The organism is Taklimakanibacter deserti (assembly GCA_003574785.1).
The window spans coordinates 15,185-29,353 of record QORU01000003.1; the positions used below are offsets into that span (position 1 = coordinate 15,185).

At 62.9% G+C, this 14,169-nt stretch carries 16 protein-coding genes; 8 read left to right on the forward strand and 8 right to left on the reverse strand.

The genetic code is table 11. The features are described 5' to 3' along the window. The first annotated feature begins 9 nt into the window (after positions 1-9). The 6 genes from DS839_RS06095 (at position 10) to DS839_RS06120 (ending at position 5,620) form a co-directional block, all read left to right on the forward strand. Complete coding sequence (locus DS839_RS06095; RefSeq protein WP_119269421.1) at positions 10-1,053, forward strand: NAD(P)-dependent alcohol dehydrogenase; 1,044 nt, start codon at positions 10-12, stop codon at positions 1,051-1,053. Between the two features lie 163 nt (positions 1,054-1,216). Then, positions 1,217-1,705 (forward strand): hypothetical protein, encoded by a 489-nt coding sequence (locus DS839_RS06100; protein WP_119269422.1) that lies wholly within the window; start codon positions 1,217-1,219, stop codon positions 1,703-1,705. A gap of 45 nt (positions 1,706-1,750) precedes the next feature. Next, positions 1,751-3,778, forward strand: a complete 2,028-nt coding sequence (locus DS839_RS06105) for a sigma-54-dependent Fis family transcriptional regulator (protein WP_162918333.1) — start codon at positions 1,751-1,753, stop codon at positions 3,776-3,778. 45 nt (positions 3,779-3,823) lie between these two features. Continuing rightward, positions 3,824-4,312: a hypothetical protein gene (locus DS839_RS06110; protein WP_119269424.1), complete on the forward strand. Its 489-nt coding sequence runs from the start codon at positions 3,824-3,826 to the stop codon at positions 4,310-4,312. Next, the gene (locus DS839_RS06115; RefSeq protein ID WP_119269425.1) at positions 4,309-5,424 is read left to right on the forward strand and encodes a WD40 repeat domain-containing protein; all 1,116 of its coding nucleotides are present in this window, start codon (positions 4,309-4,311) and stop codon (positions 5,422-5,424) included. Before DS839_RS06110 ends, DS839_RS06115 begins: the two co-directional genes overlap by 4 nt. Positions 5,425-5,440: 16 nt before the next feature. Further along, positions 5,441-5,620, forward strand: a complete 180-nt coding sequence (locus DS839_RS06120) for a hypothetical protein (RefSeq protein ID WP_119269426.1) — start codon at positions 5,441-5,443, stop codon at positions 5,618-5,620. 45 nt (positions 5,621-5,665) lie between these two features. On the opposite strand, the gene DS839_RS06125 is transcribed toward DS839_RS06120, so the two are convergent. Continuing rightward, a complete protein-coding gene (locus DS839_RS06125) occupies positions 5,666-7,564 on the reverse strand; it encodes a propionyl-CoA synthetase (RefSeq protein ID WP_119269427.1) in 1,899 nt (632 codons plus the stop codon). Positions 7,565-7,697: 133 nt separating this feature from the next. Here DS839_RS06125 and DS839_RS06130 point away from each other — a divergent pair, with 133 nt between their 5' ends. Then, on the forward strand, positions 7,698-8,504 hold the full coding sequence (locus tag DS839_RS06130; protein WP_368911249.1) for an inositol monophosphatase family protein: 807 nt from the start codon (positions 7,698-7,700) through the stop codon (positions 8,502-8,504). Positions 8,505-8,762: 258 nt separating this feature from the next. On the opposite strand, the gene rpsU is transcribed toward DS839_RS06130, so the two are convergent. The 4 genes from rpsU to DS839_RS06150 all read right to left on the reverse strand — a co-directional run bounded on the left by rpsU (position 8,763) and on the right by DS839_RS06150 (position 10,959). Continuing rightward, positions 8,763-8,996 (reverse strand): 30S ribosomal protein S21, encoded by a 234-nt coding sequence (rpsU, locus tag DS839_RS06135; RefSeq protein ID WP_119269428.1) that lies wholly within the window; start codon positions 8,994-8,996, stop codon positions 8,763-8,765. Between the two features lie 112 nt (positions 8,997-9,108). Then, positions 9,109-10,203, reverse strand: coding sequence for a 5-(carboxyamino)imidazole ribonucleotide synthase (locus tag DS839_RS06140; RefSeq protein WP_119269429.1), 1,095 nt, complete (start codon positions 10,201-10,203; stop codon positions 9,109-9,111). 97 nt (positions 10,204-10,300) lie between these two features. Then, the gene (gene purE / locus DS839_RS06145) at positions 10,301-10,795 is read right to left on the reverse strand and encodes a 5-(carboxyamino)imidazole ribonucleotide mutase (RefSeq protein ID WP_119269430.1); all 495 of its coding nucleotides are present in this window, start codon (positions 10,793-10,795) and stop codon (positions 10,301-10,303) included. Further along, entirely contained in the window at positions 10,792-10,959 is a 168-nt protein-coding gene (locus DS839_RS06150; RefSeq protein ID WP_368911251.1) for a YdcH family protein, read from the reverse strand. The genes purE and DS839_RS06150 overlap by 4 nt, the downstream gene beginning before the upstream one ends. A 162-nt stretch (positions 10,960-11,121) precedes the next feature. On the opposite strand from DS839_RS06150, the gene DS839_RS06155 reads away from it, so the two are divergent. Beyond that, the gene (locus DS839_RS06155) at positions 11,122-11,298 is read left to right on the forward strand and encodes a YdcH family protein (RefSeq protein ID WP_119269432.1); all 177 of its coding nucleotides are present in this window, start codon (positions 11,122-11,124) and stop codon (positions 11,296-11,298) included. On the opposite strand, the gene DS839_RS06160 is transcribed toward DS839_RS06155, so the two are convergent. The 3 genes from DS839_RS06160 to DS839_RS06170 all read right to left on the reverse strand — a co-directional run bounded on the left by DS839_RS06160 (position 11,295) and on the right by DS839_RS06170 (position 14,104). Beyond that, positions 11,295-11,810 (reverse strand): cupin domain-containing protein, encoded by a 516-nt coding sequence (locus DS839_RS06160; protein ID WP_119269433.1) that lies wholly within the window; start codon positions 11,808-11,810, stop codon positions 11,295-11,297. The genes DS839_RS06155 and DS839_RS06160 overlap by 4 nt on opposite strands. Before the next feature lie 69 nt (positions 11,811-11,879). Further along, positions 11,880-12,902, reverse strand: a complete 1,023-nt coding sequence (locus tag DS839_RS06165; protein WP_119269434.1) for a class I fructose-bisphosphate aldolase — start codon at positions 12,900-12,902, stop codon at positions 11,880-11,882. After that, positions 12,899-14,104: a phosphoglycerate kinase gene (locus DS839_RS06170; RefSeq protein ID WP_119269435.1), complete on the reverse strand. Its 1,206-nt coding sequence runs from the start codon at positions 14,102-14,104 to the stop codon at positions 12,899-12,901. The genes DS839_RS06165 and DS839_RS06170 overlap by 4 nt, the downstream gene beginning before the upstream one ends. Positions 14,105-14,169 lie beyond the last annotated feature (65 nt).

The window sequence follows — 14,169 nt, forward strand, 5'->3', positions numbered from 1 at the left end:
ATCACGGCCATGAAAGCCGCACGACTGTACCAATATGACGAGAAGATGAACGTCCAGCTGAAATACGAGACGGTCGCCGATCCGACGATCAACGCGCCGGATGAGGTCGTGGTCCGCGTTGGGGCCGCCGGCCTGTGCCGTACCGACCTCCATATCATCGAGGGCGTCTGGCGTGACGCAATGGACCCGAATGGAAATCTGCTCCCCTACATCATGGGCCATGAGAATGCAGGCTGGGTCGAAGCAATAGGAAGCGGCGTCAAATCGGTGAAGGTCGGCGACTCCGTGATCTGCCATCCGCTGCGCACATGTGGCATCTGCCTGTCCTGTCGCCACGGCCACGACATGCATTGTGAAAGCGGGATTTTTCCGGGTCTCGGAACCAATGGCGGCTTCGCGGAATACTTCATCACCAGCGAGCGCGCCCTGATCAAGCTCAACAAGAACGTCACCCCCATCGACGTCGCGCCCATGGCAGATGCCGGCATCACCGCCTATCGCGCCGCCAAGAAGGCCGCGAAGGTGCTGCCACCCGGAACCTGGTGCGCCTTGCTCGGTATCGGCGGGCTCGGCCATATTGCGCTTCAGTGCCTGAACGAATTGTGCAGCGCCAAGGTGGTGGCGATCGATCGCAACCCGAAGGCGCGCGAAATGGCGCAGTCGATGGGGGCCACTGCAGTCCATGATGGCGGCAAGAACATGGTCGAGGAGGTGCGCGAGCTCACCGGCGGCGGCGCCCATGTGGTCATCGACTTCGTCGGCGAGCTCGGCGTCGAGAATCTGTGCTGGAAGATGGTACGGCGCGGCGGGCAATACATCGCCGTCGGCTATGGCGGCAAGATCGAGGTACCCACGTTGCACATGATCATCAACGAGGTCAATCTCGGCGGTAGCCTGGTCGGCAACTTTACCGAGCTGGTCGAACTGATGGAGCTCAACGCCCAGGGCAAGGTGAAGATGCATTCGTCACGCTACAAGCTCGCCGACATCAACTCGGCCATCGACGATTTCAAGGCGGGCCGCTTCGCCGGACGCGCCGTCGTGGTGCCGTAGACGAATGAATGCTGACCGAGCGGCAGGCTGCCATGTCGTAGTGGGATACTACCTACGGGTTTGAACTGGATGGTATGAATGTCCATAGAGCCGCCGGAAACAAGCGCGGCATGAGAAACAGGAGTGAGTTCCCGACGGAGCCGACACCATAAGGGAGGACTTGATGGTGACGATCATTTCGAAGGGCGATGGTCCGTATAAGGAAGATGCCGCTGCCAAGCGGCTGATTCAGGAAAACCGCGCCAAGATTCATCAGCTGGCGAATCATCTGACGGCCGGCCGCTGGCAGCACATCAAGGAGAACCGTGATCCTCTGAAGAATTTGGTAGAGGCGCGGCGGCGGCCGAGGCCGGTGAGTGGCGATCCTGAGCCCTATCTGCGCATCAGCCCCAATAATCGCGTCATCGTGATGGATCTCAATTCGGGGCTGCAGATGCATTTCCTGGGAGAATTGCGCATGGCCGGTGGCCAGACGCACTTCGTTCTTGCCAGCCAGGCGAACGGTTTCGTCGGCCCGCTCGATGGCGATATCGCTCGCCAGCTCGAGCGCTTCGACGGCCTCAAGCTCACGACGGAATATCCCGAAGAGCAGCTTGCCCGCGACATATGCCGATGTCTCGGGCTTCCCGAAACGGCAGGTGATATCGACTGAGGCGACGTCATGGAGGCGGCAGGTCAACCCCAAGGAGCCTTACCGATGCTGGAGCTCAATGAAGATACCGGCGGATCGATGGAATTCGATGACGATGCCGTCGAACGCATGGCACCTTACAGACATTCGGTATTGATGAAGGCCTGGGAGGATTTCCTGACCGCTCCAGGCCGTGCGCCGAACAGCGGCGTCGTCCGCAACGTCATCGAGAGTTCGTGGACGCGCAGTTCCCTGGCCAAGGTCGATGCCCATGGCCGCGGCAGCCGTCACATCCTGGCGAGTGACCAGCTCGAGGCGCTGCGCGACACCAATCAGGAGCTCCTCACGGCCGCCGAGGACACAGCCACGCAGTCGGGCGCGCTTCTGGAAGACTCGGGCGCCATGCTGATCATTACCGATAAGAGCGGCGTCATCCTGAGCACCATCGGCGATCCCCGGATCATTCATGCAGCCGAGGCGATCCATCTCGAGGCGGGTGCCGATTGGGGCGAGCGCGCGGCCGGAACCAACGGCATCGGCACCGCCATCTTCACGGGCAAGCCTGTTTACGTGCATGCCGCCGAACATTATTGCGAGGGCGTCAAGACCTGGACCTGCGCCGGCGCTCCGATCCGCAGCCCCATCGACGGCGAAGTCATCGGCCTCATCGACATATCCGGGCCGCCAGAAATATTCCGCCGCCACAATATCGTGCTGAGTGTCGTCGCTGCCAGCCAGATAGAGCTGGCGCTGGCCAAGCAGGCCGCACTCGACAAGGCGCAACTCCTGGAATCCTGCCTGGCGCGGCTGCCCGGCCAGGATGACCGCAAGGGGCTGGTGCTTCTCGACCGCCGCGGTCGGATTGTACATTTCGACCAACAAGCCGTGTCGTGCTGGAAAGCGGTCGACAGCACGACCGGGCCAAGTGTCGGCCAGAGGCTCGCCGATTTCGAGCGCGTGCGCACCGACAGCGACATTCATGACCGTTTGCCGATGAAGCTCCGCGATGCGAAAATCGAAGCATTGCTGTCGAACGGCACGTTTGCCGGCGCCTTTCTTATTCTCAGGGACGCGGCGAGGATCGCCCGGCCCGCGCGGCCGCGACCTCCGGTCAACGCGCAAGTACAAGCGGCACGCGCGGCAATCGTCGGCCGAAGCGATTTATTGCTCGATACCATCGACCGAGTGGAACGTGCCGCTACGGCCTCGACTTCCATTCTCCTCGAAGGTGAGACCGGTGTCGGCAAAGAGCTCTTTGCCAGGCTCGTGCATGCCTGCGCCGAGACCGCGGGTCCTGTACCTTTCGTCGCGATGAATTGCGGCGCCATATCGAAGGACATCCTGGGCGGCGAGCTCTTCGGTCACGCGCCGGGCGCCTTTACCGGCGCCACACGCGAGGGCAGGCCTGGCCGCTTCGAAGTCGCCAATGGCGGCGTCCTCAGCCTCGATGAGATCGGCGAGATGCCGCTCGACCTGCAGCCTTATCTGCTTCGGGTGCTGGAGGAAAAAGAGGTTTATCGGCTCGGCGATACAAGACCGCGTCCGATCGACGTGCGCCTGGTGGCGTCGACCAATCGGAGCCTGAAGCAGGAAGTGGCCGAAGGACGATTCCGCAAGGATCTATATTACCGCATCGGGGTCATCCACATCGTCATCCCCCCTCTGCGTGAGCGCGCCGGCGATATCGAACTCCTGCTCGATCATTTCAGCCGGCGGCTCAGCGCCGAGCGCGGCGTCGAACTCCTGCGTTTCGGCGATGACGCGCTGGAATGCCTGCGTCGCTACGGCTGGCCCGGCAATGTGCGCGAATTGCGCAATCTGGTCGAAACGCTGAGCATCATGGCGTCCGACCCGCTGATCCGTCCGGCGGATCTTCCTAGCGACATCACCGCGCCGGCCCACCAGCGGATAGCCGATCATATCACAGCCCAGGGCGGGCATTACACGGCAAGCTTCGACGAAGAGGAACGCAAGATCATCGAACACGCCATGGAAGCTGCGAACGGCAACATGTCCCGGGCGGCTCACCTGCTCGGTTTGTCACGCAGCACCATCTATCGGAAGCTACGCAGCTACAAATCATCAGATGACTGAAGACATCAGCCGGAAGGGCGGATGTGCAAGCGAAAGACCTGAGAGATGCCGAATGTCGAACGTCCGTTCCCTTTGCCCGTTGGCGCCGACACCGTCGCGTCGGACATTTTGGCGCGCGCCGATCGCGACATTGCCTTCGTGCCGAGATTGACGGGTGAAAGCCAGCATTTGCTGGTCCGGCACTTCATCCAGTTCATCGAGCGTGAGCTCGTGCAGTGTGACATGGGTTATGACAGCTATCCATTGCTGCGCGGGTTCGTCGAGACCCACGCACGCGAACTTTCGGATTTCGTCGTTGGCGGACTTGGTCTTACACATCAGTTAGGTCTTCAGACAGTGGAGAGGATGGCGGGAGATCCCATGCATCTGTTGCGCGCCGACATCTGGGACACCCTGCGCGACTATATCGCCAACGCGGAAGACCATTTCGTATCGGATGTCGGCGGGCTGCGGAAACTGATCGCCGATGCCGAGAGCGCGAGGCGGGATGCGGCGCGCGCCTCGTCGCAATGCGCGCCGGGAGGAATGCCATGAACATCGCGGTCCCCGAAGTTCCCACCCTGTTTTCGATCCTGGCGCGTCACTGGACCGTGGCGGCGCCCGTTGCCGACATCATGTTCGACAGAGGCGAAAGCACCGCCGCCTTCGCCCTCGCCGACGGCACGCTTGTCCTGGCTGGTCTCGCCGACGGCGACCCACCGGAAAAACGGCAGCATATCAGCGCGGAAAATGGCCGGATCACCGTCGCGCCCCGGCGCAGGCCGCTGCCGCCGCTTACCCACGTCAAGCCTGGTGAAGCTGAAATTCATTTCGTCGCCTATGGTGATGATTTCCTTGCCGGGACTCCATCGGGGCAGCTGATGCGGATCAACAGGCAGGGAGAAACCGAACCGCTTGCGTGTTTCAGCGATGACGGCATCCGCTGTCTTGCCGCAGCTGCCAATGGTGGTGTTCTAGTTGCCACCGAGAAGGGCGTTCGGCTCCTCGATACAGATGGCACATTGAGGGCCCTGGCGGGAATGGACGAACCGGTCGATTGTCTCACTCCTTCGCCAACCGGCAATCAACTCGCCGCGGCAGTCAACGGTCGTATCCTGATCCTCCCCATGGGGAGGGAGCCAAATCCAAAGCTCGACTTCGCGGTGCAAGGTCGCTGCCGCAACCTGGCGTGGAGCCGGGACGGCCATTGGCTGGCGGCGGCGCTTGGAAAGGAAGGCCTCGCCGTGATCGAGATCACGGCCCGACGGTTGCAGCGGATCAAGAATTATCCGGCTCCCGTCGACGGCGTGTCCTGGGACGGCGCTTCTCGCCGCTTGGCCACGAACGGGGCTTTCCGCACCATTGTCTGGCCGGTCGAGGAGTTGCGCAAGTCCGCGGGGATCGGCAGCATCGAAACCGGCAAGCCATGTTTCATACCCGCAACGGCGATCGCCATGAGCCTCGAGCGACCGGTGGTCGCCACCGGTTACGGCAATGGCATGGTGGCCATGGCTCAGATCGGCAGCCCATCCGAGGTGGTCGTCAAGCCGGCAGCCGGTGGTGCCGTCACCGCACTGCGCTGGTCGGCAAGCGGCAATGAACTTGCCATCGGAACCCAGGAAGGGGACGTCGCGCTGGTGGCTTTCCCTTCGTATTTCTTCAAGTAGCGGCAAGGAGGATACGATGAATGCCAACCCGAATGTGGAAGCAACGAGCAAGGATGGCTTCTTTGCCGAGCTGGCCGATATTTCTTCGCGGATGATCGACGCCCATGGCAAAGATTTCTGCATGGGAGCGCTGGTCCTCGCAGCGCGTTTCGTGGCGGAGGGTAAGACCTTCACTGAAGCTCCGAAGGGCAATTGATCCGACGCGGCACCGTGGCCCTAAGCGCGATAGAGTGAAGGTCGGCTACCCCAATCCCTTCGTCTTCAGCGCCGCGGTGATCTCGTCGAGGATCGCCGGATCGTCGATGGTCGCCGGCATCTTCCATTCCTCGCGGTCGGCGATCTTGCGCATGGTCGAGCGCAGGATCTTGCCCGAGCGGGTCTTGGGCAGGCGAGCGACGATCATCACCGTCTTGAAGCTCGCCACGGGTCCGATCTGGTCGCGCACCATCTTCACGCATTCGGCCTCGATCTCGTGTGGCGCACGCGCAACACCGGCCTTGAGCACGACGAAGCCCACCGGCACTTGGCCCTTGAGCTCGTCGGCGATGCCGAGGACGGCGCATTCGGCGACATTGGGATGGCTGGCGAGGACCTCCTCCATGCTGCCGGTGGAGAGGCGATGGCCCGCGGTGTTGATGATATCGTCGGTGCGGGCCATGATGTAGAGATAGCCGTCTTCGTCCATGAAGCCCGCATCGGCGGTCTCATAGTGGCCGGGGAAATGCTCGAGGTAGCTCGAGCGGAAGCGGGCATCATTGTTCCACAGAGTGGGCAGGCAGCCGGGCGGCAGGGGCGTCTTGACGCAAATGGCGCCGAGATTCCCGCGCTTCACCTCATGGCCGCCTTCGTCGAGGACGCGCACGTCGTAGCCCGGCATGGCGACGGTGGGCGAGCCGTATTTCACCGGCAATTGACCGAGACCCATCGGATTGGCGGCGATCGGCCAGCCCGTCTCGGTCTGCCACCAGTGATCGATGACCGGAACGCCGAGCCTTTCCTCGGCCCACTTCACCGTGTCGGGATCGGCGCGCTCACCGGCGAGGAACAGGGTGCGGAATTGTGCGAGGTCGTATTTGCGAATGAAGGTGCCTTCGGGGTCCTCCTTCTTGATGGCGCGGAAGGCGGTAGGTGCCGTGAACAGCGCCTTGACGCCATGTTCTGAAATCACCCGCCAGAAGGTGCCGGCGTCGGGTGTTCCGACCGGCTTGCCCTCGAAGAGGATCGAGGTCGCGCCGTGCAGCAGCGGCGCATAGACGATGTAGGAATGGCCGACCACCCAGCCGATATCGGAAGCGGCCCAGAAGGTCTCGCCGGGTGCTACGCCATAGATGTTCGACATCGTCCATTTGAGCGCCACCAGATGCCCGCCATTGTCGCGCACCACGCCCTTGGGCTGGCCGGTGGTGCCGGACGTATAGAGGATATAGAGCGGATCGGTGGCCTTGACCGCGACACAGTCGGCCTTGCGGTTCTCCTTGCGCGCTTTGGCCACGAGCTCCGCCCAGTCGCGGTCGCGGCCGGGCGTGAGCTCGGCGGCGAGCTCGGGCCGCTGCCAGATCAGGCCTGCGCCTGGCTTATGCGTCGCGATCTCGATCGCCTTGTCGATAAGCGGCTTGTAAGCGATGACGCGCCCGGGCTCGAGGCCGCACGAGGCCGACATGATGAGCTTAGGCTTGGCGTCGTTGATGCGGGTCGCAAGTTCCGCCGCGGCAAAGCCGCCGAACACCACCGAGTGAATGGCGCCGATCCGCGCGCAGGCCAGCATGGCAAAGACGGCTTGGGGGATCATCGGCATATAGATCAGCACGCGGTCGCCCTTCGCGATGCCGAGATCGACGAGCCCGGCGGCGAGCGTCGCCACCTCGTCCTGGAGCTCGGCATAGGTGAAGCTCTGCTTCTTGCCGGTGAGCGGGCTGTCATAGATGAGCGCCGTCCTTGCGCCATGGCCCGCCGCCACGTGACGATCGATGGCATTCCAGCAGGTGTTGCACGAGGCGCCGATGAACCAGCGGTCGAGGCCGTCGACCTTGGCATAGACCTCGTCCCAGGGCTTGATCCAGTCGATCTCGCGCGCGGCCTCGGCCCAGAAGGCATGCGGGTCGGATTGCCAGCGCCGATAGGTCTTCTCGTAGGTGCTCATCGCGTATCCTTGCGTATTCCGTGGGTCAGTTTTCGCCATTGCCGTGGGCGGAACAACAAGAAAATGGTCTAGTCTCAGGGACCCAGACTTGCTAGGACGAAGCCCGTTTCCCCACCTCAATCAGGATCGCATCTTGGCCCAGTCGGCTCATCTCACCGTCATGATCAATGCCGTGCGCAAGGCAGCGCGCGGCGTGCAGCGCGATTTTGGCGAAATCGCCAATCTCCAGGTCTCGGTCAAGGGACCGGGCAATTTCGTCACCGCCGCCGACAAGCGTTGCGAGAAGGTCATCCGCGAAGAACTCGAGAAGGCCCGTCCCGGCTACAGCTTCCTGATGGAGGAATCGGGCAGCGTCACCGGCCGGGACGCCGATCATCGCTGGATCATCGATCCGATCGACGGCACGACGAATTTCATCCACTCCATACCGTTCTTCGCGCTGACGGTGGCGCTCGAGCGCAAGGGCGATCTCCTCGCCGCCGTCACCTATAATCCGATCAGCGACGAGCTCTTCACCGCCGAGCGCGGGCAGGGCGCCTTCCTCAACAACCGGCGCTTGCGGGTCGCGGCGCGCAAGACGCTCTCCGACAGCGTCGTCGCCTGGGGCATTCCGATCATCGGCGACCAGGACCGCCATGCCCAGTTCCAGCGCGAGGTGGCGCAGATCCAGCCCAAGGTCTCAGGCATCCGCCAGATCGGATCGGCAGCGCTCGAGCTCGCTTATGTGGCCGCCGGCCGCATCGATGTGATGCAGGCGAGGGGCCTCAATCCCTGGGACAGTGCCGCCGGCATCCTGCTGGTGCGCGAGGCGGGCGGCGTCACCATGTCGGCGGAAGGCGAGAAGACCCCCTTCGAGACCGGCACGATCCTCGCCGGCAATGCCGATCTCGTGCCGCTGATCAAGGCCGAGATCGCCCAGGCGCGCAAAGCGGCCGCCTGACCGGATTCAGGGATTTGCAGGGATTATCAGGGATTTTCACGAAAAAATGCTGCTCCTAGCAATATCAATAGGTTAGCATTTCGAGCAGGGAATTTGAGATTCCAAAGCAGGGATCGCGGCCAACATGCCTACCCGATTTCGGTAGACTGATATTTCCCAAATCTCATGTCCTGGCCCGCATAAGCAAGGGCGCAATTGCGAAAAGCAAAAGGCCGGGACAGAACCCGGCCTTGTTCATTCTTGCCGCTAGGCAAGGTCTTACGGCTTGACCACCTTTTTGGGCGCCGGCAGCAGGCCTTCGCGCTGCAGCCGCTTGCGGGCCAGCTTGCGGGCGCGGCGAACGGCTTCCGCCTTTTCGCGGGCCTTCTTCTCGGAGGGCTTTTCATAGTGGCCGCGGAGCTTCATCTCGCGGAAAATGCCCTCACGCTGCATCTTTTTCTTGAGGGCCTTGAGCGCCTGGTCGACATTGTTGTCGCGAACGATGACTTGCACGAGTTTTGACCTCGGTTCCTTTGCAAAGGGTTGTGACAGAAATGGCCCGAATAGACCGAGCCGTCCGAAAGGGTCGCCCCTTTCAAGCTGGCGGGCGAGATAGCACAGGGTTTCAGTCCTGTCGAGGGGTCAGCCTGTTCACATGGCCCATTTTGCGGCCCGGGCGGCTTTCCGCCTTGCCGTAGAGATGGATCCCCGTATGGGGCTCGCCGGCGAGATTCCGCCAGTTATCGGCCTCTCCGCCTAGGAGATTGGTCATGACCACGTCGCTGTGGCGGTCGGGGCTGCCCAAGGGCCAGCCGGCGACGGCCCGGATGTGCTGCTCGAATTGCGAGACCAGGCAGGCATCCATGGTCCAATGGCCGGAATTGTGGACGCGGGGCGCGATCTCGTTGACGATGAGCCTTTCCTGGCCGTTCTCGCGGGCCAGGAACAGTTCGACCCCGATGACGCCGACATAATCGAGGGCCGTGGTGATCCGGGCCGCGATGTCGCGGGCCGCTGCCTGGGTCTCGGCTGCGATGGCGGCAGGCACGATCGATTCGCGCAGGATATGATCGGCATGCCGGTTTTCCGGAACGTCATAGACGGCAATGGCCCCGTCCCAGCCGCGCGCGGCGATGACGGAGACCTCCTTCTCGAAAGCGACGAAGCCTTCGAGGATGGCGGGCTTGGCGCCGATCGCCGTCCAGGCCTTGTCGAGGGCCGTATCCGCCTTGAGGGTGACCTGGCCCTTGCCGTCATAGCCGAAGCGGCGGGTCTTCAGGATGGCAGGCCGGCCGATCCGGGCAACGGTCTTCTCAAGGCCCTCTTTGTCATCGACCGCGGCGAAGGGCGCGGTGGTGAGGCCGATCTTCGACAGGAAGGTCTTCTCGGCGAGCCGGTCCTGGCTGGTGGCGAGGGCCTCAGCTCCCGGCGCCAGGGGCTTGAGACGGCCGAGCAGGGCGGCCGTCTCGGCCGGCACGTTCTCGAATTCGTACGTGACGACATCGACGGCGGCGGCGAAGGCCGCGAGGGCCTTTTCGTCCGGGTAGGCCGCGCATGTGTGAGCCGCCGCGATCTGGAAGGCCGGGCTCTCGGGCTCGGGCGCGAATATGTGGCACTTCAATCCAAGACGCGCGGCAGCGAGCGCCAGCATGCGGCCAAGCTGGCCGCCGCCCAGTATGCCGATGACGGAATTGGGCGGCAGAGGCCTTTCCAATCTCATCAGGTGTTAAAGCGCGATGGCTTGAGCCGCCATCGCGCTTTATCCTTTTGTTTTTTGCGCATGATCTTATCGGAAAACCGGTATCCACTTTTCCGGATCATGCGCTGTCCTTGGGATGCTCGGCGACCGCGGCCGTCTGCTTGGCGCGCCAGGCTTCCAGCCGCTTGGCCAGCGCCTTGTCATGGAGGGCGAGGATGCTGGCGGCGAGCAGAGCGGCATTGATGGCGCCGGGCTTGCCGATGGCGAGCGTGCCGACCGGGATGCCGGGCGGCATCTGGACGATCGAATAGAGGCTGTCCTGGCCCTTCAGCGCCTGGCTCTCGACCGGAACGCCGAGGACCGGCAGCGTCGTCATGGAGGCGGTCATGCCAGGCAGATGCGCCGCCCCGCCGGCGCCGGCGATGATGACCTCGAAGCCCTCGTCCCGGGCGCCCTTGGCAAAGGCATAGAGCCGCTCCGGGGTGCGGTGGGCCGAGACGATGCGGGCCTCATGGGCGATGCCGAGCTCGGTGAGGGTATCGGCCGCATGCTTCATGGTGGAGGGCCAGTCGGACTGGCTGCCCATGATGATCGCAACCTTGGGCTTCGTCATGCGATGATGTCGGGGATCAGCTTGTCCTCGACCTTCTGGATCTCGTCCTTGATCTGGAGCTTCATCTTCTTGAGCCGGCGCAATTGCAGCTGGTCGCCGGTGCCCGAGGCCTCGAGCGAGGAAATGGCGGCATCCAGGTCGCGATGTTGCTGCCGCAGCGTCATGAGCCTCGTCTGTAAAAGATTCTCTTCAGTCCCGTCGATCATCCGGCGCCTTGAAACCCCGTTACGCACCGATTTTTCCACACTCACCTATGCCCTTGCAGAGGGTTCGACAAGCCCCCAAGTCTGTGTCAAACTGATTTGGTCACTACAGAGGAGGCTCTGATGAGCGTTCAAGCGCATCTCGGTGAACTCGCGGCAAAACACAAGGCTCTCGAAGCGGAGCTTGAGGACTGCATGTCCCACCCCGCTTCGACAGATGCCGAAATTGCCGAGCTGAAGCGCAAGAAACTCCGAATCAAGGACGAAATGACCAAGCTGGAAGTGCAGATCAAGCACTAGCCTTTCCCACGGAGCCGGTCCGGCAGGCCGTCATGCGGCCCAAGGGACCGCGAGGGGTCAATTTTCCAGTGGCGCGCGCCAATTTCGGCGTTGCGATGCGGGTGAAGTGGGTAATGAATGCGGCTCCGGCGGCGGGTCGCCTCGCCGACCACCAGCAGCCTCACATCCTTTTCCGTATTGTTGATGAAAGTGTGGGCAAGGCCGGTGCCCGCGGGAAAAGCCACGCCGTCGCCCGGCTTCAGCCGCTTGAGATAGCCGTCGGCCCACAGATCGGGCTCGCCTTCGAGCACGAAGACGAATTCTTCCTCATCGGCTTCGGCATGCGGCCAGGAGACGCGCCGGCCGGGCTTCACGCGCTCATGATGAATGCCGAGCCGCATCAGGCCGAAATCAGTGCCATAGGACGCGCTGATGGTCTGCAACTCGTCCGAGCCTTTATAGTGATTGTCGTCTTCGCCTTCGATATCGCGCCAGTGGGCGACAAAGGCCGAGAAATCGACAGGGCCGGTCATCGTTGAATCTCCTCATGAGGTTTCGACGATACTACCGGCCCTGGCAGGCTCATGTCAGCAGAGAGCGCGTCAGGCCGCCTTCTTCTCGAGCTTCTCCGACCACTTGCCGGAAGCGGCGAGCGCATTCATCTCGGCGCGGTGGTTGAAAGCCCGCTGCGCCGCGGCGACATTCTCTGCCTTGCCCTTCCAGGTCTTGAGCGCCGCCGCCTGCAGCGCCCTTCCATAGGAGAAGGTGAGCTTCCACGGCAGATTGCCGATCGCATTCATGTAATGGAGATGGGCGGTCGCATCCTCATCCGACTGGCCGCCCGACAAGAAGGCGATGCCCGGCACCGCGGACGGCACGCAGCGCTTCAAGACGGTGATGGTCTTCTCCGCCACTTCCTCGCGCGAAGCCTGCTTCGGGCAATCCTTGCCGGAGACGACCATGTTGGGCTTGAGGATCGTGCCTTCGAGCACGACGCCGGCATAATAAAGCTCGCGATAGAGCTCGTTCAGCGCCCATTCCGAAACCTTCATGCAGGTGTCGATATCGTGATTGCCCTCCATGAGCACTTCCGGCTCGACGATGGGCACGAGGCCGCCTTCCTGGCAGAGTGCCGCATAGCGCGCGAGCGCATGGGCATTGGCGTGGATCGAGTTGTGGCTCGGCAGGCCGGGGCCGATATCGATGACGGCGCGCCATTTGGCGAATTGCGCGCCCAAGCCGACATAGTCCTTGATGCGCTCGCGCAGGCCGTCGAGGCCTTCGGTCACCGTCTCCCCGGGCGACAGCGCCAAAGGCTTGGCGCCGGCATCGAGCTTGATGCCCGGTATGGCGCCCGACGACTTGATGACGTCGACCAGCGACGTGCCGTTCTTGCCCTTCTGGCGGATCGTCTCGTCGAACAGGATCACGCCCGAGATGTATTTCGACATGCCTTCCTTGGCCGAGAACAGCATTTCGCGATAATCGCGGCGATTTTCCTCCGTGGACGGAAGATTGATCGAATCGAAGCGCTTCTTGATCGAGCCGGTGCTCTCATCGGCGGCGAGGATTCCCTTGCCGGGCGTCACCATAGCTGCGGCGACTTTCGCGAGTTTGTCGGTCATGTCGTAACTCCTCTCAATGCGTCCACACCTGGCAAAGGCTTGCCTTCCAGCCATTCGAGGAAGGCACCCCCTGCCGTTGAAATATAGGTGAAACCATCGGCAGCGCCCGCCTCGCTCAGGGCGGCGACCGTGTCGCCGCCGCCGGCAATCGAAACGAGCTTGCCCGCCTTGGTCAAGGCCGCCGCGTGGCGGGCGGCTTCATTGGTCGCGACGTCGAACGGCTTGAGCTCGAAGGCGCCGAGCGGCCCGTTCCATACGAGCGTGCGCGCCTTGTCGAAAGCGGCCTTGATGGCGGCAACGCTCCGGGGCCCGGCATCGAGGATCATGTCATCGGCCTTGACATCGGCTATGTCCACCACGCGATGGGGACTTCCCGCCTTGAATTCCTTGGCGACCACGGCGTCCACGGGCAGCAGGATTTCGCAGGATTTCGACTTTGCCGTGGCGATGATGTCCCGGGCGATCGGGGCGAGATCATGCTCGCACAGCGACTTGCCGACGGGATGGCCCAAGGCGGCGAGGAAGGTGTTCGCCATGCCGCCGCCGATAACGATCACATCGGCGAGGCCCGAGAGGTTGCCGAGCAATTCGAGCTTGGTCGAGACCTTGGCGCCGCCGACGACCGCCACGAGCGGCCGCTGCGGCTTCTCGAGCGCGGCCTCGAGAGCCTTGAGCTCAGCCTCCATGGCGCGCCCGGCATAGGACTGGGTCACGCGCGCAATGCCCTCGGTCGATGAATGGGCGCGATGGGCGGCGGAGAAGGCGTCGTTGACATAGACATCGCCCAGGCTTGCGAACAGCTTGCCGAGCGCTTCGTCATTCTTTTCCTCGCCCGGATGATAGCGGGTGTTCTCCATGAGGAGACATTGACCGGGCTTCGCTGCCTTGGCCGCCGCGAGCGCCTTGCCATCGTGCCAGTCGGTGGAGATGAAGTCGACCTTCCGGCCCAGCGCCTTCTCCAGCGCCGACTCCACAGGCTTGAGCGACATTTCCGGCACGACCTTGCCTTTGGGCCGGTCGAAATGCGCCAGCAGGATCACGGCAGCGCCCTTGTCGAGCAGTTCCCCGATGGTCGGCACGATGCGCTCGATACGGGTCGCATCGCGCACCTCGCCCTTCTCGATCGGCACGTTGAGGTCGACGCGCACGACGACGCGCTTGCCCTTCGCGTCGAGGTGATCGAGGGTCTTGAAGACGGGCATCAGTACAAGGCTCCTTGAAATTCACCCGCGCCGTCTGCGGAGATGCTTTGCTGCCCTCTCCCCGC